This is a genomic window from Bifidobacterium choladohabitans, from assembly GCF_016102005.1.
Classification (GTDB): Bacteria; Actinomycetota; Actinomycetes; order Actinomycetales; family Bifidobacteriaceae; genus Bombiscardovia; species Bombiscardovia choladohabitans.
The window spans coordinates 1-20,654 of sequence record NZ_JACFPL010000001.1; the positions used below are offsets into that span (position 1 = coordinate 1).

Annotated in this window: 17 protein-coding genes, 1 tRNA gene and 2 riboswitches; of the genes, 4 read left to right on the forward strand and 14 right to left on the reverse strand. The window is 64.9% G+C overall.

Going from position 1 to position 20,654, the window contains the following annotated elements:
- Positions 1–218 precede the first annotated feature (218 nt).
- The 13 genes from H3S97_RS00005 to H3S97_RS00065 all read right to left on the reverse strand — a co-directional run bounded on the left by H3S97_RS00005 (position 219) and on the right by H3S97_RS00065 (position 15,004).
- On the reverse strand, positions 219–698 hold the full coding sequence (locus H3S97_RS00005) for a GreA/GreB family elongation factor (RefSeq protein WP_024627331.1): 480 nt from the start codon (positions 696–698) through the stop codon (positions 219–221).
- Between the two features lie 105 nt (positions 699–803).
- Positions 804–1,211 (reverse strand): FKBP-type peptidyl-prolyl cis-trans isomerase, encoded by a 408-nt coding sequence (locus tag H3S97_RS00010; protein WP_024627330.1) that lies wholly within the window; start codon positions 1,209–1,211, stop codon positions 804–806.
- A gap of 90 nt (positions 1,212–1,301) precedes the next feature.
- A tRNA-Leu gene (locus H3S97_RS00015) sits at positions 1,302–1,387 on the reverse strand.
- Between the two features lie 24 nt (positions 1,388–1,411).
- Positions 1,412–2,413: a Ppx/GppA phosphatase family protein gene (locus H3S97_RS00020; protein ID WP_198219157.1), complete on the reverse strand. Its 1,002-nt coding sequence runs from the start codon at positions 2,411–2,413 to the stop codon at positions 1,412–1,414.
- Between the two features lie 11 nt (positions 2,414–2,424).
- Complete coding sequence (locus tag H3S97_RS00025; RefSeq protein ID WP_332468259.1) at positions 2,425–3,015, reverse strand: DUF501 domain-containing protein; 591 nt, start codon at positions 3,013–3,015, stop codon at positions 2,425–2,427.
- Positions 3,016–3,217: 202 nt separating this feature from the next.
- On the reverse strand, positions 3,218–3,802 hold the full coding sequence (locus H3S97_RS00030; RefSeq protein WP_198219161.1) for an FtsB family cell division protein: 585 nt from the start codon (positions 3,800–3,802) through the stop codon (positions 3,218–3,220).
- A gap of 95 nt (positions 3,803–3,897) precedes the next feature.
- The gene (eno, locus tag H3S97_RS00035) at positions 3,898–5,193 is read right to left on the reverse strand and encodes a phosphopyruvate hydratase (RefSeq protein WP_024627326.1); all 1,296 of its coding nucleotides are present in this window, start codon (positions 5,191–5,193) and stop codon (positions 3,898–3,900) included.
- Between the two features lie 43 nt (positions 5,194–5,236).
- Entirely contained in the window at positions 5,237–8,839 is a 3,603-nt protein-coding gene (gene mfd, locus H3S97_RS00040; RefSeq protein WP_198219163.1) for a transcription-repair coupling factor, read from the reverse strand.
- Entirely contained in the window at positions 8,829–9,428 is a 600-nt protein-coding gene (pth, locus tag H3S97_RS00045; protein ID WP_198219165.1) for an aminoacyl-tRNA hydrolase, read from the reverse strand. The genes mfd and pth overlap by 11 nt, the downstream gene beginning before the upstream one ends.
- Positions 9,429–9,468: 40 nt before the next feature.
- Positions 9,469–9,999, reverse strand: coding sequence for a GNAT family N-acetyltransferase (locus H3S97_RS00050; RefSeq protein WP_198219167.1), 531 nt, complete (start codon positions 9,997–9,999; stop codon positions 9,469–9,471).
- Positions 9,996–13,202 carry a UPF0182 family membrane protein gene (locus H3S97_RS00055; RefSeq protein WP_198219169.1) on the reverse strand — a complete coding sequence of 1,069 codons (3,207 nt, stop codon included), beginning with the start codon at positions 13,200–13,202 and terminating at the stop codon, positions 9,996–9,998. The genes H3S97_RS00050 and H3S97_RS00055 overlap by 4 nt, the downstream gene beginning before the upstream one ends.
- Positions 13,203–13,211: 9 nt before the next feature.
- On the reverse strand, positions 13,212–14,375 hold the full coding sequence (locus H3S97_RS00060) for a glycosyltransferase family 4 protein (protein WP_198219171.1): 1,164 nt from the start codon (positions 14,373–14,375) through the stop codon (positions 13,212–13,214).
- Entirely contained in the window at positions 14,372–15,004 is a 633-nt protein-coding gene (locus tag H3S97_RS00065; RefSeq protein ID WP_198219173.1) for an NAD(P)H-dependent oxidoreductase, read from the reverse strand. The genes H3S97_RS00060 and H3S97_RS00065 overlap by 4 nt, the downstream gene beginning before the upstream one ends.
- Before the next feature lie 134 nt (positions 15,005–15,138).
- Positions 15,139–15,297: riboswitch (M-box (ykoK) riboswitch) on the forward strand.
- A gap of 97 nt (positions 15,298–15,394) precedes the next feature.
- On the opposite strand from H3S97_RS00065, the gene H3S97_RS00070 reads away from it, so the two are divergent.
- From H3S97_RS00070 to H3S97_RS00085, 4 genes are all read left to right on the forward strand, one after another.
- A complete protein-coding gene (locus tag H3S97_RS00070) occupies positions 15,395–17,134 on the forward strand; it encodes an ABC transporter permease (protein ID WP_198219639.1) in 1,740 nt (579 codons plus the stop codon).
- Between the two features lie 20 nt (positions 17,135–17,154).
- Positions 17,155–18,507, forward strand: coding sequence for an ABC transporter ATP-binding protein (locus H3S97_RS00075; protein ID WP_408610403.1), 1,353 nt, complete (start codon positions 17,155–17,157; stop codon positions 18,505–18,507).
- Between the two features lie 47 nt (positions 18,508–18,554).
- A riboswitch (Fluoride riboswitch) is annotated at positions 18,555–18,627 on the forward strand.
- 87 nt (positions 18,628–18,714) lie between these two features.
- Positions 18,715–19,152, forward strand: a complete 438-nt coding sequence (locus tag H3S97_RS00080; RefSeq protein WP_198219177.1) for a fluoride efflux transporter FluC — start codon at positions 18,715–18,717, stop codon at positions 19,150–19,152.
- Positions 19,149–19,529 (forward strand): fluoride efflux transporter FluC, encoded by a 381-nt coding sequence (locus tag H3S97_RS00085; RefSeq protein WP_198219179.1) that lies wholly within the window; start codon positions 19,149–19,151, stop codon positions 19,527–19,529. The genes H3S97_RS00080 and H3S97_RS00085 overlap by 4 nt, the downstream gene beginning before the upstream one ends.
- 32 nt (positions 19,530–19,561) lie before the next feature.
- On the opposite strand, the gene H3S97_RS00090 is transcribed toward H3S97_RS00085, so the two are convergent.
- Positions 19,562–20,569, reverse strand: a complete 1,008-nt coding sequence (locus H3S97_RS00090; RefSeq protein WP_198219181.1) for a bile acid:sodium symporter family protein — start codon at positions 20,567–20,569, stop codon at positions 19,562–19,564.
- Between the last annotated feature and the right edge of the window lie 85 nt (positions 20,570–20,654).

Consider the following 20,654-nt stretch of genomic DNA (forward strand, 5'->3'; position numbering starts at 1 on the left):
CAGATACCCCAACACCACACTCTGACCAACACACAACCAAACCCACACACAGAACCTAAAACAACGCGTTTAGTTCCTATAGGCCGAGATCGGCGGCCTATCGCAAGAATCAAACAGTCATTCATAGAGTGGTCATTCATGGACGAAGCCGCCCTCCGTCGACCATGGCGGGGAGCGGCTTCGTTCAGGCCGGGCTGGGACGGTGAGGGGTCGTCCCGCTACTTGAGGGGCTGGGCATCCTTGACGGTGACCGAGATGTCCTTGCCATTGGGAGCCTTGTAGGTCACGGTCTGACCCTTCTTGGCACCCATCAGGGCCGCGCCGATGGGCGACTCGGGGCTGATGACATCGTAGTCGGTGGCCACGGTCAGATCCCTGGAGCCCAGCACATAGACCATTTCGTTGCCGGCCATGGTCAGGGTCACCAGGGAGCCATTGCCCACCGTGCCCGCCTTGGGGGCCTTGAGGATCTTGGCGTTGCGCAGCTTGACGATCAGCTCGTTGATCCGCCCTTCGTTCTTGCCCTGCTCCTCGCGGGCAGCCTGATAGCCGCCGTTCTCGCTCAGATCGCCCTCAGCCCGAGCCGCCGCGATGCGTTCGGTGATCTCGTCGCGGTACTCGCCCTGACGGTGGTCAAGCTCCTCCTTCAGCTTGTCGTAAGCGGCCTGTGTCAGCAGAATCGTCTTTTCCTCAGCCATGTGATTCCTCCTTGTTTGATGCACTTGTCTCGTGGCCCGACCTGAACTGCAAAGTCAAGGGTATGAAAAAGGCGCCGGCCCTCACCGGCGCCTGGAGACCCTTGTCTACCGTGTCGATATGATGTCGATCACGAAAACCAGGGTATCGTCGCCGCCGATGCCCGCCTGGGGCATCCCCTGACGACCATATCCATACTCCGGCGGAATGGAGACCACCAACCTGGACCCCACGTTGTGACCGGGCACCGTCTGGTCCCAGCCGCGAATGACCTGCCCCACGCCAATGCCGAAGCTGGCCGGCTGATGACGCTGGAAGCTGGAGTCGAAGACCTGATCCGAACCCCAGACGACACCGTGGTAGTTGACGGTGACGGTATCGCCCTTGCGGACGACAGGCCCGTCCCCCTCGACCAGCTCCACGGCGCGCAGCCCGCTGGGTGCCGGACCATGGAAGGTTATGGTCGGCGTGGCGCCGAATTCGGCGTTCACCTCGGGCATGGATTGGTCACTCATGACAACTCCTTTGGTTTTCTTGCGTACCAGAGTATCGGTTCATCGGCCGGGTGACAAGTCGCGACACTGCCCTCCAAGCCGATGAGGCCTTGGTGCCCCGGGTGGGAATCGAACCCACAAGCCGGTGAAGGCGGCGGATTTTAAGTCCGATGCGTATACCATTTCGCCACCGGGGCCGTAACCCATAACGCCTTAGTATATCATTCGCGCAGGAGGGTCCGACCGTAGTCCAGGACCAGGCCATCCAGGAGGCCGTGCTCGCTGGCCACATAGGTACCCGAAGCCAGCGCGCTCGGGCTGGCCTGACCCAGTCGCTCCAGCAGACGGCTCCAGATCAGGGCGCCCCCGCCGATCACATCCACACGCCCGGGATGGATGGCCTTGAGCTCCCTACGTTCCTGGCGGCTCATGTTCAGCACCTGGTCGTCAACCCGGCGGGCCGCAGCGACCGGAATGGACCGGCCATCGACAGCATGGCGATCGTAGACCTTGCATCCCAGGGCCAGTGCGCTCATGGTGGTGACCGTGCCGGAGACCCCGATCAGACTGCCTACACCGGCTACAGGGACCTGGTCGAAGGCCCGGTCGATCCAGCCGTCAACATCCTCAAGCGCCTGGTCGATCTGCTCCTGGGTGGGCGGATCGTCCAGCAGATGGCGCTCGGTCATCCGCACGGAGCCGATGTTCATGGAGTAGGAGGCCTTGACCTTGTCGACAGGTAGATCGCTCCCCTCCCCGCCCAGGACCAACTCGGTGGAGCCGCCACCCAGGTCGACCACCAGGAAGGGCGCAGGTGGCATGTCGTCGCTGCCGCGCTGCTCGAGCACGCTGACCGCGCCCAGAAAACTCAGGGAGGCCTCCTGAGAGCCACTGATGACCTCGGGCGTGACCCCCAGGATGGAGCGCACACCCTCTTCGAAACTTTCTCGGTTGTCAGCATCCCTGGTGGCCGAGGTGGCCACAAAGCGCAGGCCATCCACAGGGTGCTCCTGCAGCTGCCGGGCGAAGAGCCGACAGGCCTCAAAGGCGCGCTCAAGGGCCTGGTCGGAAAAGCGGTGGTTGCGGTCCACGCCCTCCCCCAGCCTGATGACCCGCATCAGCCTGGGAGCCACCGGATGGAGTCCCTGTCGGTCCACCTGGGCTATCAGCAGACGTATGGAGTTGGTGCCGCAGTCCACGCCCGCCACCGTCACCTGATCCATGGAAACCCCCTTCATTGCCTCTCCTGCCGGTTCTCTTGTTGGGATGTCCCGGTCCAGGGCTGGGCGCACCTGCAGACCTGCGGATCGAACACCTGACGCACCAGACCCAGAACCCGGTCACCCAGTGGATTGACCCCGGGGCCCATAACCAGGGACTGGGCGGTCAGAGCGTGCAGACACTTGACCCGCTTGGGCATGCCCCCGGCCGAGATTCCCGCGATGTGCCCCTCGTCGTCGCCCAGCCGCTGGGCCAGGGCAGAGCGGAAGGCCAGATACAGCTCGTGGGCCCTGCGGTAGGCGCTGGCCAGGTTCGCGTCCGAACCCAATTCGGTGTTCCAGTCGGCCATGATGCCGTCGGCCTCAAGTCGTGAGACGGCCTTGACGGCCTCGGGGCTGGTCAGATAGCAGGTGGTCGGAAAGGGCGTGCCATCCTCCAGCTGGGGCCGGGTGACCACAGCCAGGGGGTTTCCACAGACACAGCGGGCGCCGACGGCCACTATGCCCCGCGGATAGCGGCCAAGCTGCCGGTTCACAACGGCTATCTGCTCCGGTGTGGCCGGAGTCGCCAGAAGCTCCTGGACTCTTTCTCTTACCGCGGCCAGATCCCGGTCAGCAACCAGGCCGGAAATTTCGACCTTGTCCTGCCCAACCTGTGGCTCGACCCGGGCCTTGTCGCCGGCTTGAGGTTCCACTGCTGCCTGGGGCCTTCCCTGGGCCTTGATCACGCTGTCCTCGTCTTTCCTAATTGTTTGCTGCTGCTGGGTTCATTGACTGTTGACGCAACGGAATCCGAACCTTCGGAGTTCACTGCGCTCCCCCACCCTTGGATGGAGAGGGACTGTCAGAGCCACCTGGACTGTTGGAACCAGCTGGACCAGCAGATCCGCTCGGACTGGCTCCGTCACCAGGTTGCTGACCTGCGCTCCCCTTGCTCCTATTGCCCACCGGGTCCTGGTCGGCCTTGGCGAAGGAGTAGGCCATCTCCTGATACCAGGGCAGGGAGTTCCTCCTGGGGGCCCGAACCCCCTTGCTTCCGGCCTGGTCCTTGTCCTTGCTGCCCGTGACCGCCTCCGGATGCAGGACCCGGATGGCCTCCTCGTCGGGGAAGACGAATCCCAGCCGGTCCCGGGCCTGGGCGGTCACATAGGCTTTGTCGTCCCAGCGGCGGATCTGGTTCTCCAGGTCACGCTTGTGCTCGACAAGCTGGGCCTGCTGGTTGCGCAGCCCGTTGAGCTCGGAAAGATTGATGGCGTAGGCGTGGAAGGTGGAGACCAGCTGGATCAGCCCCAGGGCCACGACGATGACCGCCACAAAGAAGGTGATGGGTCCCGACGACCGCCTGCTTGTCCGCCGGTCGGCGCCGTCACGTTTGTTCTTGGCCATACCCATAAAAATACCCGCGGCAGCCGACGCGGACCGCCACGGGTGAAAGACTTCACGGTCGGGTCAAAACCTGCAGAGGCTCCGACCCGACCGGCAGGACCTTACTTGGTGTACTTCTTGCAGGCCTTGAAGGCGCTGTAGCCGGCGTACTCGGCGGTGGAGCCCAGCTCCTCCTCGATCTCCAGCAGACGGTTGTACTTGGCGATGCGCTCGCCACGGGCCGGGGCACCTGTCTTGATCTGGCGGGTGTTCTTGGCCACAGCCAGGTCGGCGATGGTGGTGTCGGAGGTCTCGCCGGAACGGTGGGAAACCATGGAGGTGAATCCGTTGGCGGTGGCCAGCTCGATGGCGTCCAGGGTCTCGGTGACGGTGCCGATCTGGTTGAGCTTGACCAGCAGGGAGTTGGCGGCCTTCAGGTCGATGCCCTTCTGCAGCCTCTTGGGATTGGTCACCAGCAGGTCGTCGCCCACGAACTGCAGGCGGTCGCCCATGGCGGCGGTGATCTTCTGCCAGGCGCCCCAGTCCTCCTCAGCGAAGGGATCCTCGATGGAGACCAGCGGATAGCGCTCGACCAGACCCTGGTAATAGTCCAGCATGTAGTCGGCGTCGCGGTCCTCGCCGTCGAAGTGGTACTTGTCGGTGTCCTTGTTGTAGAACTCCGAGGAGGCCACGTCCAGGCAGAGGCCTATCTGCTTGCCGGGCTCGTAGCCGGCGGCTTCAATGGCATCGACGATGTACTTCAGGGAGTCCTCGTTGGACTTCATCTTGGGGGCAAAGCCGCCCTCGTCGCCCAGGCCGGTCTCGTGGCCGTCCTTCTTGAGGATGCCCTTGAGGGTGTGGTAGACCTCGACGCCGGCGCGCAGGGCCTCCCGGTAGGAGTCGAAGCCATAGGGGGAGATCATGTACTCCTGGATGTCGGTGGCGAAGTCAGCATGGGCGCCGCCATTCATGATGTTCATGTTGGGCACGGGCAGGATGTGGCCGTTGGTGCCGCCCAGGTAGCGGTAGAGAGGCAGTTCGGCGGACTCGGCAGCCGCATAGAGCGCAGCCAGGGAGACGCCCAGGATGGCGTTGGCGCCCAGCTTGCCCTTGTTGGGGGTTCCGTCCAGGTCAATCATGGTCTCGTCCAGGGCGCGCTGATCGGTGGCGTCCATGCCGATGACATTGGGAGCGATGGTCTCATTGACCGCCTTGACGGCGTCCAGCACACCCTTGCCCTGATAGCGCTTCTTGTCGCCATCCCTACGTTCCCAGGCCTCGGCCTCGCCGGTGGAAGCACCGGAGGGAACCAGACCACGCCCCTCGGCGCCGTCCTCGGTCTGCAGAACAACCTCGACGGTCGGGTTGCCACGGGAATCAAGAATTTCGCGCGCGAACACGCTTTCAATTGCTGCCACAACTGCTCCTTCAATAAGTTGTTGTGATGTCTCTTACAGGATACTAGTTTTGTTGGACGGGCGCGGGACCCGCTGGCGTGCCATCGTCCGAGGACTTGGGCAGCCCCCAGGCCAGATCGTCCAGCAGGGTGTCCACCCAGGCGGTCATGGCCGCCGAATCCATGGGTCCCGAACCCAGGGAGCCCGCGAAGGGCGCTGGGATCAGCAGGGTCTGCGTCACCGGACGGTACTGGCTGCCCTTGTAGATTCGTGCAATCCTGGCCTGGAGGGAGTCGGGCATGGTCACAGGCCTGATCCGCACCCTGGAGCCCTGGGAGGCGATCTCCGCAATGCCCAGGGAGCGAGCCTTGGCCCGCAGCCTGGCCACCGCGAAGAGGGTGTCGAACTGGGCCGGCGGACGACCGTAGCGGTCGGTCAGCTCCTCGTGCAGGTCGCGCAGGTCCTGCTCGTTGCGGGCCGAGGCCAGCTTGCGGTAGGCCTCCAGACGCAGCTTGTCCGAGTCGATGTAGTCCACCGGAATGGAGGCCTCCAGGGGCAGGTCGATGCTGACGGTGACCGGCTCTGTCCGCCCGGGCTCCTTGTACTCCTCCACCGCCTCGGAGACCATGCGCACGTAGAGGTCGAAGCCGACCCCCTCGATGTGGCCGGACTGCTCGTCGCCCAGCAGGTTGCCTGTGCCACGCAGCTCCAGGTCCTTCATGGCCACGTCGTAGCCGGACCCCAGGGCCGTGTTCTGGGCGATGGTGGCCAGCCTGTCGTGGGCGGTCTGGGTCATGGGCTTGCTGGGGTCGTAGAGGAAGTAGGCGTAGGCACGCTCCCGGCCACGTCCCACCCGGCCGCGCAGCTGGTGGAGCTGGGAGAGCCCGAAGCGGTCGGCCCGGTCCACGATCAGCGTGTTGGCGTTGGGTATATCCAGGCCGGTCTCGACGATGGTCGTGCAGACCAGCACATCGATGTCCCGGTGCCAGAAGTCGCGGATGACCCCGTCCAGCTGCTTCTCCCCCATCTTGCCGTGGGCCACGCCCACCTTGGCCTCGGGGACCAGGGTCTGGACCTTGGCCGAGACCTTGCCGATGTCCTCCACCCGGTTGTGGATGTAGAAGATCTGCCCCCCACGCAGGAGCTCGCGGCGAATGGCCGCCGTCACCTGGGCATCCTCGTAGGCGCCCACATAGGTCAGGACAGGCAGACGGTCCTCGGGGGGCGTGGCCAGGGTGGACATCTCCCGGATGCCGGTCACCGCCATCTCCAGGGTGCGTGGAATGGGCGTGGCCGACAGGGACAGGACGTCCACGTTGGTCCGCATGGCCTTGAGGGTCTCCTTGGCCTCCACGCCGAAGCGCTGCTCCTCGTCCACGATCATCAGGCCCAGATCCTTGAAGCGGATGCGCGGGTTGAGCAGCTTATGGGTACCGATGACCACATCCACGGCCCCGCTGGCCAGGCCCTCCATGGTGGCCTGGTTCTCCTTGGCGGTCTGGAAGCGGCTCATGGCGGCCACATCCACCGGGAAACCCTCGAAACGCTCGGTGAAGGTCTGGTAGTGCTGCTGGACCAGCAGGGTCGTGGGTACCAGGACCACCACCTGCTTGCCGTCCTGGACGGCCTTGAAGGCGGCACGGATGGCTATTTCGGTCTTGCCGAAGCCCACATCCCCGCAGATCAGCCGGTCCATGGGCACCGGCTTCTCCATGTCGGCCTTGACCTCGTCGATGGCGGTCAGCTGGTCGGGGGTCTCCTGGTAGGGGAAGGCATCCTCCAGCTCCTTCTGCCAGGGGGTGTCCGGGCTGAAGGCGAAGCCCTTGGTGCGCTGCCGGGCCGAGTAGAGCTTGACCAGGCCCTGGGCGATCTTGTGGACGTGCTTACGGGCCTTGGCCTTGGTGGCCGACCAGTCGGATCCGCCCAGCTTGTTGAGCCTGGGGATCTCGGCGCCGATGTAGCGGCTGACCTGGTCCAGCTGGTCAGCGGGCACGAAGAGCTTGTCCGGTGGGGCATTGCGCTTGGAGGGGGCGTACTCCAGGACCAGATACTCCCGGCTGCCCTTGCTGGGGCCCACGCCCACGCTGCGCTGACGCATGCCCAGGAAGCGGCCGATGCCGTGCTGGTCGTGGACCACGTAGTCGCCGGGCTTGAGCTCGTCCAGGTCGATGGCCTTGCGCCGACGGTTGGAGGTCTTGCTTCCGGCGGCCACGCTGGTACGGCCGGTCAGGTCACGTTCGGTCAGCAGGGCCAGATGGGCGGACTGGTCCACGAAGCCGTCCACGGCCAGGGAGCGGTGGTACTCCACCCCGACAACGCCAGTGGTCTGTACAGCCCGGCGCAGACGGCTCAGCGTCCCCTGGGCCGGAGCGGTCACCACAACCCGGTCGCCGCGCTCCAGCAGGGAGGCGATGCCCGAAGCGGCCCGGTCCTCGTCGCCGCGGTACTGGTCAGGTGCCAGGGCATCCAGACGCTCGGCGCCCTCCCGGTCCGGATCCACCGACAGATCGGTCAGCTTCCAGACCTCCCCCTTGCGGTACTCCAGGGATGAGATGACCTCGTCGTAGTCCAGGAAGCTGGCCCTGTCGAAGCTGATGGGCGCGCCCGAGCCCTGCCCGGAGGCTGCCACATGCCAGCTGGCGGCCAGGAACTCGTTGGCGGTCTTGACCAGGTCCTGGGCGGAGCGGGCCAGCAGCTGCGGCTCAGACAGCAGAATCAGAGCACCCTCGGGCAGCATGGACCCTACCGGCACCAGATCGTCGACCAGGGCAGGCAGGAGGGACTCCATGCCCTCCACCGGAATGGCCTGGGCGATGGACTCCAGCATGTCGTCGGCGTTGGGGATGCTCCCGATCAGGGAACGTGCGCGGGCGCGGACCTGGTCGGTCAGCTGCAGCTCGCGGCAGGGCGGCGCCCAAATCCGGTCCAGGTCGGGGCCATAGGTGCGCTGGTCGGAAGCGTGGAAGCTGCGGATGGTGTCCACCTCGTCGCCAAAGAACTCGATGCGCACCGGATGGGCCATGGTGGGGACGAAGACATCCAGGATGCCGCCTCGGACGGCGAACTGGCCGCGCTCCATGACCAGGTCAACCCGGGTGTAGGCGTTGCGGACCAGGGCTTCGACTGCCTGGTCCAGGGGCAGCTCCTGGCCGCGCAGAAAGACCAGGGGCTCCACATCCTGCAGACCCTTGACCACCGGCTGCAGCAGGGAGCGCACGGGCATGACCAGTATGCGGATGGGTCCGAAGTAAGGGTCGTCCTGGACCGGATGGGCCAGCCGCCTGAAGACGGCCATCCGGGAGGCCACGGTGTCTGCCCGGGGCGAGAGCCGCTCGTGAGGCAGGGTCTCCCAGGAGCGCAGCAGGGCTACGTCACCCGGGTCGCCCTCATACCAGGAGCGGATGGCACCGGTCATCTCCTGGGCGTCACGTTCGGAGGGGACCACCAGGACGACCGGTGCCCGTCCGGCTGCTGCGGCGGCCAGGGCCGGCCTGATGCCCTGGGGAGCCTGGACCATAAGGGAGGTGTCGGTGTCAGCCGCAGGTTCGGAGTCCCCTTGGACCAACCTCTTGAAGGCAGCATCCGCCTGCAGGTCGTCCAACAGAGGACGCAGGGACCCGTTCAGCGATTCCTGGGTTTGCGCCTTCTGTGTATCCTCATCGACCATTGAACTGCTCCTGAGCCTGGTTGAGGCCCTTGGTAATGACGATTTCTGCGGCATCCGCGCCGTCGGCCAGAAACTCGGGCAGACGTTTGCGCTGATCGCCGACAAAGGTGCCCAGGACCCAGTCCACAGTGCGGCGGTGGGCGTCCGTTCCCCTCCGGGCATGCCCCACGCCCATGCGGACCCGGGCGTAGGCGTTGCTGCCCAGGGAGCGGTCGATGGAACGGATGCCGTTGTGCCCGCCCGAGGACCCGCCGGCTTTGACCTTGATCCGGCCAAACTCCAGGTCCATGTCGTCATGGATGACCACGACCCGGCCAACCGGTATGTGGTAGTAGGAGCAGATGGAGGCCAGGGCGTCGCCGGAGTCGTTCATGAAGGTCAGCGGCTTGGCCAGGAAGAAAGGTATGCGCCGTCCGTCAAGATCCAGGGTGCCACGGCCCAGTTGGGCCAGACCCTTGTGGTCGCGCAGGTTGACCGACCATCGTTCGGCCAGCAGATCGGCGCACATGAAGCCCATGTTGTGCCTGGTGCCCTCATACTCGTCACCCGGGTTGCCCAGTCCGGCTATCAGCCAGAAATCGGATGCCATGTAGGTGATACCTCCTGCTCTCAAACGGGACGGTGAGATTCTACACAGGCTCCCCGACCCCGTTTCGCTCAAGGGACAGGCTCCAGTAGGAGACATCATGCAGGGCGAACCGGTCCCAGGCGGCCTGGGGAAGAAGACCGAAGCGGCTGAAACCGAACCTGTGCAGCAGGGCCTTGGAGGCCGAATTGTCATCGAAGATGATGGCCACGGCCAGACGCATGCCCTCCTGCTGGGCGCACTCCAGCAGGGAATGGACCATCAGGGCGCCCAGACCCCGTCCACGGCTGTCGCGGTCCACGTAGTAGCCCAGCTCGCAGGTCTCCTGGTAGCCGGGCCGGTCGTAGTAGGCCGACAGGGAGCCGAAGGCCAGCACCCTGCCCTCCTGCTCCAGGACCAGGACCGGATGGCCCTGGTCCGGCTCGTGGCCCAGCCACCACTGCAGGCGCTGGTCCAGGCTGACCGGGGCCGTATCCGCTGTGGAACCACCGTCCATGACCGACTGGTTGTAGATGGCGGTGACCGCCTCCAGGTCCCCGCGACGGCAGAGCCGGATGCGCGGGGTGGCGCTCACTTGTTGCCGCCCTCCTGGTCGGAGGCCTCCTTGAGGGCTTCGCGCAGGCGGTTCTGCGCCTCGCCGTAAGCGCTGAAGTCGCCCTTCTTCAGGGCGGCATCGCCGTCGCTCATGGCCTGGTTGGCCTTGTCCAGGGCCTGTTTCAGGGCCTGCCCTCCTGTCGCCGACGCCCCGCTGGACCCGGTGGTCTTGTCAGGGGCCTTACCGGATTGCCCGCTCTGGTCAGCCTCGGCATTGGTACGCCCGGTGTTGTCGGCATCACCTGCCGATGCGCCCGAGTTGCCCTGGAAGGTCTTGTCAAGGGCTGCATCCAGCGTCGCCGAGGAGGAGACCTTGTCTCCGAAGGCCACCAAAACCCGCTTGAGCAGGGGGAAGCTGGTGGCGCCGCTGGACTGCACGTAGACCGGCTGGATGTAGATCAGTCCGCCGCCTATGGGCAGGGTCAGCAGGTTGCCTCGTTTGACCTTGGTTGACCCGGACTGGAGCAGGTTGAGCTCGGTGGAGACCGCAGCATCCGAGTTGAAGTTGTTCTGCGCCTGCCCAGGGCCAGGCACATTGGAATTCTTGGGTAGCTCCATCAGCCGGATGGTCCCGTAGTCCGGGCCTATCACCCCCTTGGTCGACCCGGCGTCGGAATCCACGGACAGGAACCCGGTCAGGATCTCCCTGGTGGAGGTGCCGGCGGGGATGAAGGTGGAGGTCAGCGAGAAAGCGGGCTTGTCGGTCCCCGGGGTCTGCAGGGTCAGATAGTAGGGAGGCTGCTTGATCCCGGCCTTCTGCTCCTTGCTGGTCCCGGTCGGATCCACAGGGGTCTGCCAGAAGTCCTCGCCGGAGAAGAACTGGCTGGCCGAGTTGACGTGGTACTGGGACAGGAGCTGGCGCTGCACCTTGAACAGGCTCTCCGGGTAGCGCATGTGGCTCATCAGGTCGCCCGAGATGGACGAGAGCGGCTTGAACTGGCCGGGGAAGACCTTCTGCCAGGCCTTGAGCACCGGATCCTTTGCATCCCAGGCATACAGGTCCACCGAACCGTCGTAGGCATCGACCGTGGCCTTGACGGAGTTGCGGATGTAGTTGGCCTTCTGGGAGCCCAGGCCCTTGACGGCCTCCGAGCTCAGGGTGGTCGTGTCCTGGGTGATGGGTCCCAAGTCCACCTTCTGGGAGTAGGGGTAGGCGTCAGAGGTGGTGTAGCCGTCGACGATCCACTTGACACGTCCGTCAACCACAGCCGGGTAGACGCGCCCGTCCAGGGTCAGATAGGGGGCGATCTGGGCCACACGCTCCTTAGGTGAGCGATTGTAGAGGATCTGCGAATCGGGGGTGACGCGGTCCGAGAAGAGGATCTGGTCGGATCCAAAGCGGATGGCGTAGAGGACCCGGGCCAGGAAGTTGCCCACCGAGGGGCCGCCGTTGCCCTTGAAGGTGTTGGTGGCTCCCTTGGAGCCGGTGGGATAGTCGAACTCCCAGCCCGACGAGCCCTGTGGCGCGCCGACGATGGAATACTCGGGCGCGTTGGGCGAGAAGTAGATTCGCGGCTCGTAGTGCTGGCTGTCGGTCAGCTTGCCCTTGGTGGGGATGTCCTGCTCGAAGAACTCGGGCTGCCCGTCCGGAGTGACCTTGTTGCCATAGGCGGCCACGATGCCGTAGCCGTGGGTGAAGACCGTGTGGTCGTTGACCCAGTTACGGTTGTCGTTGCCCTCCAGGTCCAGCTCGCGAGCGCCGATGACCGTGTCCTGGCTGACTCCGTCGATGTCGTACTTGTCGACGGCCAGGGTGTCCTCGAAGGTGTAGTACTGCTTGGACTGCTGCAGCTGACGGAAGGTGGGGGAAACCACCTGGGGATCCAGCAGACGAATCTGTGCAGTCGTCTCCGCATCACGGGAGAGGGCGCCCGACTGGACCTCGGTGGTGGCGTCATAGGCCTCGGTCTTGAGCTTGTCCAGCCCATAGGCCTTGGTGGTGGCGGCGATGTTGCGCTGGATGTAGGCGGACTCCATCTCCTGGGCGTTCGGGTTGACCCGGAAACGCTGGACCAGTGCCGGCCAGAACACGGTCAGCAGCAGGGACAGGACAACGGTGACGGCCACAGCCAGGACGGGCAACCGCCACTGCTTGACGGCCGAACCCAGGGAACCTGCATGGATACGGCCGGGTTCCAGGGTGCGAGAGCGCAGAATCCAGACAGCCAGGATGATGCCCAGCAAGGCCATGACCACGGCCATGATAAGGGTTACGGGGATGGCCGCCTTGACCGAGGTGTAGGAGGCGCCGGTGATCCTATCGCCTTCCTCGGTCAGCCTGCCGAAGACACCCAGGGCGGTGTCACCGGCCCAGACCAGCATGAACAGGATCAGCCAGACGGCCACCTGGCGACGGGCGGGACGGGTCATCTCTAGAATGCCGCGTCCATGCACGGGCATGGTCAGCCGAATACCGCCCATGAGGAAGTTGGTGACCAGACTGAAGACCGTGGCCGCCAGCAGCATCATCAGCAGGGAGGAGACCAGCAGCTGCAGGCCGGGCAGGATGAAGACATAGAAGCCGTTGTCCAGGCCGAACTGGGGGTCGCGCACCCCGAAGGACTGGGCGTTGAAGAGCAGGAGCACCTGCTTCCAGTCCGCGTTGAACTGGAAGCCGAAGAAGACGCCGACGACCAGGGAAACCACCACGGCCACCTTGAGCGCGGTGCGTGAGGAGACTCCCTTGCCTACCTCAATCAGATCGCCCTTGACCCTGATGGTGGACCCGTCAGGCGAATCGGGACGGCTACGAATTGCCAGGATGGCCGAGAGCAGGGTCACCGCGGCCAGCAGCAGGGCATATGCCAGCCATAGGCCCACCTTGATGCCCAGCTGGGTCCAGACGATCTGGGCCGCCCCCAGCTGGGAGAACCACATGACATCAGTGATGAAGCGGCTGAGCGCGAACAGGAGCAGGAAGACGACCAGGACGACTGCCACAACCACGGCCAGGATCCGCGAACCCCGCGAGGGCCCGTCATTGCCCTTTCTGCGGGAAGTCAGCCGGGGGTCACCTGGTCCGGGGAAGCGAAAACGGGGTGTGCCGCCGCCCCTCTGGCCGGGACCCTCCCCATCGGTTTGCACGTGCAGGATGACCGGGTCGTCTTCATTGCGACGCCGGCCTGGTCCTCCTGGACCGCCCTCAGGGTCGAACATGGAACCGAAGAAATCAAAGAATGACATGTACCTAGCCTACATGAGACGGCGGTCTTGAATGGCTTGCCGGTAGACCTCCTCCACCTGATCGGCCACGGTGGTCACGTCGTAGCGGTCCAGGAGCGCAATCTGGTCATGGCGCACGTTCCGCCTCCAGGAGGGGTCCCCCAGAGCCTGGGCAACTCGCCGGGCCAACAGTTCGGGGGTGTTGGGCGAGTCGACGGGCACCAGAGCCCGCTCATCGCCCATAAGGGTGGACCTGTAGCCGGGATTGTCCCCGGCCAGCACAGGAGCCGTGCCCGAGGCGATGGCCTCCAGCAGGACGATGCCGAAGGACTCGCCCCCGGTGGAGGGAAAGACGGTCAGGTCGGAGGAGGCCAGCAGGGCGGGCTTGTCCTTCTCGTCCACAAAACCGGGGAAGGCCACCGGGGTGTGCATGGCGGCGGCCTGTCGACGGCAGTCCTCCAGCAGCGGACCCTTGCCGGCCATGGTCACATGCAGGCCTTCGGGCAGGATGCCGGCCCGCTCCCCCGCCCGGAGGGCCGAGAGCAGAATCCCTGCCCCCTTGCGTGCCACAAATCGTCCAAGAAAGACCAGATGCGGCCCCTGGCCGTGCAGGCGCGCCACCTCCTGGTCGCCGGCGGCCTGACGGGCCTGGCGCAGGGCGGCCACGTCCACGGGGTTGGCCACAACCCTGCTGGGCACGCGGGCAGTCTGCCTGGCATAGCTGGCCGCCACAGGTGAGACCGCGATGACCCTGTCGATGCGTCTATGGGTCCGGCGGTTGATTATCCCCAGCAGCCGTCCGCCCAAGAGCTGCAGGTCTCCCGTGGGGGCGATGTGATAGGTGGCCACCAGGGCCGTTGCCGGGTCTGCGGCGCGGATGACCCGCCCGGCCAGAAATGGACTGTAGGGTGCCTGGACGTGCAGCAGGTCGAAGTGCCCGGCCTTCAGGACCCGGCGGATGGGCGCCTTGGGCGCAGGCAGCGGTATGCGCATCCTGTTGCCGTTGAAGGAGACCATGACGTTACGGGATAGGGAGTGAACCCCGTCAACCGGCGGATGGGCGGTCTGCCCGACCAGGTACTGGACCCTATGGCCCCGCCTGCCCAGCTCCCGTCCCAGGGTCAGAATGTGCTGCTGAACCCCGTCAAACACATCCAGGGTGTCATCGAAGACGAACCCGATGTTGAGCGTCACTGAGCGTCCTGGCCTGCTCCGGGCTCGGTCCCTGCAGCCAGCTGACGCCCCTTCAAGGCCAAGGCCACCAGGTGCCGGTCGGCGGCCTCCCGCGCCTGCTGCTCGTCATTGCCCGAGTCCAGCTTGTCCACATAAATGGTCTCCACCTGGGTGGCCTGGCAGTACTTGAGGAAGGTCTGCCTGCGCAGCTGGTTGTCCAAGGCCTCTCCGATGCCGCTGGACTGGTACCATTCCTTGTCTCCGCCGGTCAGCATGACCAGCTCCACACGCCGTCCGGCCAGGGCTCCCGGGGTTCCATCAGCGTTATAGGCGAATCCCCTGCAAATGACCCGGTCGATGAAGCCCTTCATGATGGCCGGCATGCTGTACCAGTAGACGGGGAAGACCAGGGCCAGCACGTCCGCATCCTTGATGCGCTCCTGCATGGCCTGGACATCCTCGGGCAGGGGTCCCTGGCCCAGGTAGTGGGTCCTGTCCTCCATGCCGAAGACGGGATTGAACCCCTCGGCGCAAAGGTCGATCAACTCGGTGCGAGCCCCGCCCTCGGCCGCACCGTCCAGCAGGGCATTGCCCGCCGCATCGGTCAGGCTCTTGGGTTCGGGGTTGGCCGTGACTGCCACGATCTTCATGGGGATTCGCTCCTTACATTCCATTTCGCGCCTGCACCGACTGCGTGCAGACCCTTGTCATTGTCAGTCCTGGCAAGGACGGCAACACTGGTTCGGCAAATGCTTGACACTGCCCCCGGTGCCCATCTATGTTATTGGGTGGTCGGTAGGTGAAGCTACCGCATGGACAAGGCATGCTGCCGCAAAGTGGTGGAGACACCCCGCGCAGGTCAACAGTCCCCGTCGGATCAAGGCAGGGACTAATGCAGGGCCAAATACCATGCGAAGCCGAAGCTTGAACGATGACAATGATCGGCGCATGGCCGATCGCCACGCCGTCTTCGAGGCTGCCGACAGGGATGTTCCGCACCTTGGAGGGAGGCCATCGTGAATACTGTCGCACTGCCAGGAATGCTCCGTTCTCCACTGAACGACGACCGCAGCCAGGCATCGCGCTCCACCCGTATATGGACGGGCCTGGCCGTAGCCATAGGCGCTCTGGTCCTGCTGGGGGCCCTGGCCTATCTGCTGCCGGCCCTGGGCGCGCCCATCGGCCCGGCCGGCGTACCCTCGCATGTCTCCACCGACCCGGCCAACTTGCCCTACTATGCGCTGCGCTCCCTCTTCCGCATGTTCACGGCCCTGATCATCTCCCTGGTCTTCGCCTTCCTCTACGGACTGGCCGCCGCACGCTCCCGTCGCCTTGGCTCCGTGCTCATCCCCCTGCTGGACATCCTGCAGTCGGTGCCCGTCCTGGGCTTTCTGTCGGCCACCATCTCCATCTGGCTGGTCCTCTTCCCCGGGTCCATCATGGGCGTGGAGGCGGCCTCCATCTTCGCCATCTTCACCAGCCAGGCCTGGAACATGGCCTTCTCCTTCTACAACTCCCTGACCAGCGAGCCCGCCGACCTGGACGAGGCGGTGAGGCTGATGCGCCTGACCCGCTGGCAGCGCTTCTGGAAGCTGGACGTGCCCAACTCCATGATCCCCCTGCTCTGGAACTGCATGATGAGCATGGGCGGCGGCTGGTTCTTCCTGACCGCCTCCGAGATGATCTCGGTCAACAACAGGACCCTGGCCCTGCCCGGCATCGGCTCCTTCGTGGAGGAGGCCACCGCCGAACAGGACCTGGGCAAGGTGGGGCTGGCCATCCTGACCATGATCGTGGTGGTCCTCTTGATTGACTTCCTGCTCTGGAAGCCGCTGACCGCCTGGGCCGAGAAGTTCCGCTACACCAGCAGCCAGTCCACCGAGCCCCGGCGCAGCCTGGTGCTGACGGTCATCCGTCTGTCCGGGGTCAAGGACCTCTTGGGCCTGGTGGGCCATCCCCTGTCCGACCTGCTGGACCGGATCACCCGCCCCCTGGGCCGCACAGGGGCACGCTGGAGCCGTGGCGGCGGACACAGGCGGGCCAGCGACCTGGTCTGGTGGGCCTGCCTGGCCCTGATCGGCCTGTGGGGACTCTGGCAGCTGGACCGCCTGGTCATCCGCCCGCTGGGCCTGGGCGAGGTCGGCCACGTCTTCCAGCTGGGTTTGCTGACCTTCCTGCGGGTGCTGATCCTGATGGTGGTCTGCACCATCGTCTGGGTGCCCATCGGCGCCCTGATCGGCATGAACCCGCGCATCTCCCGCTACCTGCAGCCCCTGGTGCAGATCCTGGCCTCCTTCCCGGCCAACTTCATCTTCCCCTTCGTCACCATGGTCTTCATCATCTGGCGAATCGACATCAACTGGGGCAGCATCCTGCTCATGGCCCTGGGCACCCAGTGGTACATCCTCTTCAACGTCATCGCCGGGGCCTCGGCCATCCCCGACGACCTATTGGAGATGTCGCGCAGCCTGGGCCAGAACCGCTGGCAACGATGGAAGACCCTGATTCTGCCGGCCCTGTTCGGCTCCTGGTGCACCGGCGGCATCACAGCGGCCGGCGGGGCCTGGAACGCCTCCATCGTCTCCGAGGTGGTCTCCTACGGGAAGACCGAACTGACGGCCCGGGGCCTGGGTGCCTACATCGCCCAGGTGACCGCAACCGGCGACACCCCCCGCATCATCCTGGGGGTGGCCGTCATGAGCATCTTCGTGGTCCTGGCCGACCGGTTCTTCTGGTCTCCCCTGCAATCACTGGCACAACGGCGCTATTCCCTGACATGAGAAGTCTGAGAGGTTCGACAATGACCAAGATCAATTCCAACGGGATCATCACGGCCGAGCACGTGACCAAGACCTACCAGTCCGACAAGGGCGCGGAGCTGACCGTTCTGGACAACATCGACTTCACCCTGCACGAGGGCGAGGTGGTGGCCATCCTGGGCCGCTCGGGCGCCGGCAAGTCCACCCTGCTGCGCATCCTGGCCGGCCTGGTCCCGGCCAGCGAGGGCAGCGTCGAATACCGGGGCAAGCAGCTGGACGGGCCCAACCCCGGCGTGGCCCTGGTCTTCCAGAGCTTCGCCCTGATGCCCTGGCTGACCGTCAAGGACAACGTGGAACTGGGCCTGCAGGCCCGGGGCGTGCCCAAAAAGGAGCGCGAAAAACTCTCCCTTGCCGCCATCGACGCCATCGGCCTTGACGGTTTCGAGAGCGCCTACCCCAAGGAGCTCTCCGGGGGCATGCGCCAGCGCGTGGGCATCGCCCGGGCCCTGGTCCTCAAGCCGGACGCCCTCTTCATGGATGAGCCCTTCTCGGCTCTGGACGTGCTGACCGCCGAGAATCTCCGCCAGGAGGTCCTCAAGGTCTGGTCCGAGGAGGCAGGCAGCGTCAAGTCGGTTCTGATCGTCACCCACAACATCGAAGAGGCCGTGGAGATGGCCGACCGGGTCCTGGTCCTGGACTCGCATCCCGGCCGGGTCATCGCCAACGTGCCCATCAACCTGGACAGGCCTCGGGACAAGCAGTCCGACCTCTTCCAGTCCTGCGTGGACTACCTCTACTCCATCCTGACCGGCCAGCGCGACAGCGAGGACATCCGCCGCCGTCTGCAGACCAAGGTGCGCAACCGTCAGGCCGTGCGGGACTCGGTGCGGGACGAGGACACCGCCGAGCGCAACCTGCCCGACGCCACCCCCGGCGGCCTGGCCGGTCTGGCCGATGTCATGGTCAACCAGCCCAACGGCATGGACCTGGCCGACCTGGCCGCCAAGCTCTCCTTCGAGGTGGACGACCTCTTCCCCCTGATCGACGCCGGGCTCATGCTGGGCATCTTCCAGGCGGACAACGGGCATGTCAGGCTGACCGACCAGGGCCGGGCCTGGCATGATGCCGACATCCTGGAGAGCAAGGAGATGTTCTCAAAGATGCTGATGGACCACGTCCCGCTGATCCGCATCATCGACCGGGCCCTGAAGAACAGCGACGACAAGAGCCTGCATGGCTCCCTGATCCTGGACCTGCTGCGGGCCCACCACTCGGACAAGGAGGCCGTCCAGCAGTTCGACACCGCCATCACCTGGGGCCGCTACGGCGAGCTTTTCGATTACGACGCCGACGACGATCGGCTGACCCTGGACCCCGAGAATCACACCGAGTGAACAACTGCAGCAAGTACGGAAATCACGGTCCTCTGGCGCCCCTAGAATGAGCCTCGGGCGATGGAACCCGCCCGGGGCTTGAGCCCCGAACCGCAAACTGCTGATAGTTCCTGCACCATGATTCGACGACCCGTCTGTGGGCCGGGTGCAGGCACATGCCATCCAGCCCGACACGCAGATGCTGATCCGTCGGGAACCGAGCCTCCAATGACCAAACCTCCTACCGGACCTGACATGGCCACAGCCCTGGTGGTGATGCTGGGTGGAACCCTGGGCACCGGCTGCCGGTACGCCTTGAGCCTGCTGCCGGGCCAGAGCGGCCCACTGCATCCGGGAACCCTCCTGGCCAACCTGATCGCCTGCGCAGGCTACGCCCTGCTGACCGCTTTCCTGGCCGGGCTGCCAAAAAGCGCACATCCGCACCGAAGGCAACTGACCAACAAGGGTCTGGGCATGGGCCTGTGCGGAGGACTGTCAACCATGTCCACCCTTTCGCTGGAACTGGTCCAAGGCCTGTCAGGCGGTCAACTCCAAGCAACCCTTGCCTACCTGCTGGTCTCCTTCGCCGGAGGCCTCTTGGTCTCCTGGGCCATGGCAACGCTGGGAGCGCGTCTTGCCGCACGCATCCAGGCGGGTGCGCGATGACCATTACGTTTACGTTGCTGATTTGCCTGTGCGGCGGCCTGGGTGCCGCACTGCGCTACCTGCTGGACACACTGGTCAAGGCCCGCTGGCAGGTGGACCTGCCCCTGTCGACCATGCTCATCAACCTGCTGGCCGGATTCGCCGCAGGACTGGTGGCCGCCCTTGCCACCTTCCACGGACTGCCCGCCTGGGGACGGCTGCTGCTGGCCACAGGACTGCTGGGCGGCTTCTCCACCTTCTCGACAGCGGTCAACGAAGTGTTGGCCCTGACCCGGCAGAGACGGCACCTGGCGGCTCTGGGCTATCTGGCAGCTTCAATCTTTCTGCCGCCACTGCTGACTGCCCTTGGTTTCATGCTGGCCGGACCGGGCATGTAGCAGATCCAGCCAGCAATCAAGGCGTTCCGGAATCAGGCGCGAGCCGGTTCCGGACGACCCTGGGCGGAGTCAGCGGCGATCCCCAGGCGGTCGTCATGCCGACGCCACCAGGCGGACAGTACCGATCCGGAGATGTTGTGCCAGACGCTGAAGAAGGTGGAGGGGATGGCCACGATCGGGTCGGCTGCGAAGGCCTGCAGGGCCAGAGTCGCGCCCAGTCCGGAATCCTGCATGCCCACCTCAAAGGTGATGGCCTTCTGCTGGGCGTAGCGGAAGCCCTTGGGGTAGATGCGGTACATGAGCCGGCTGAAGAGGAAGCCCAGCCCGTATCCGCACAGGTTGTGGAGCATGACCACCGGCAGAACCAGGGCAGTGGCGGCGGTGAAGAGCTTGGCATGGTTGACGGAGACGACCACGCCGATGATGACCAGGATGGCGATCTGCGAGACTGCCGGCAGGGCCACGGTCACCTTCTGCACCTTCTCCTTGAAGATGGCGTGGACGGCCAGGCCCAGGGCGATGGGGATCAGCACCACCTCAAGGGCGGTCAGGAAGAGCTGCTTGGTGGGGATGGCCACATACTGGCTGGCCAGCAGGTTCATCAGCATGGGGATCATGAAGGGCGCGCAAAGCGTGGAAAGCAGGCCTATGGACACGTCCAGGGCCACATCGCCACGCGACAGGTAGGACATGACGTTGGAGGAGGTCCCCGAGGGGCAGCAGCCCACCAGGATGACTCCCACGGCGATCATGCCGTCCAGCCGGAAGATGCGGCAGAGCAGCACGGCCAGCAGGGGCATGATCAGGTAATGGGCTATGGTGCCGACGATGACCATGAGCGGCATTTTGACGATTCGCTTGAAGTCGTCCAGGCTCAGGGTCAGTCCCATGCCGAAGAGAATAATGCTCAGGAAGTAGTTGGTGTAGCTGCGGGCCCAAATGCTAATCTGCGGGACAAAGAAGTTGATGGCGGCCCAAACTAGGACCACCAGAATGAACCACTTAGTCAACCAGTCACTGAACCGCTGCACCTTTTGCATGATTCCTGACCACTTCCTCTCGATAGTTCTCTCTGTTGTAGGGGCAAAATTAGGAAACCCAAGTCGAGAGCGCAGGTGAATGGTC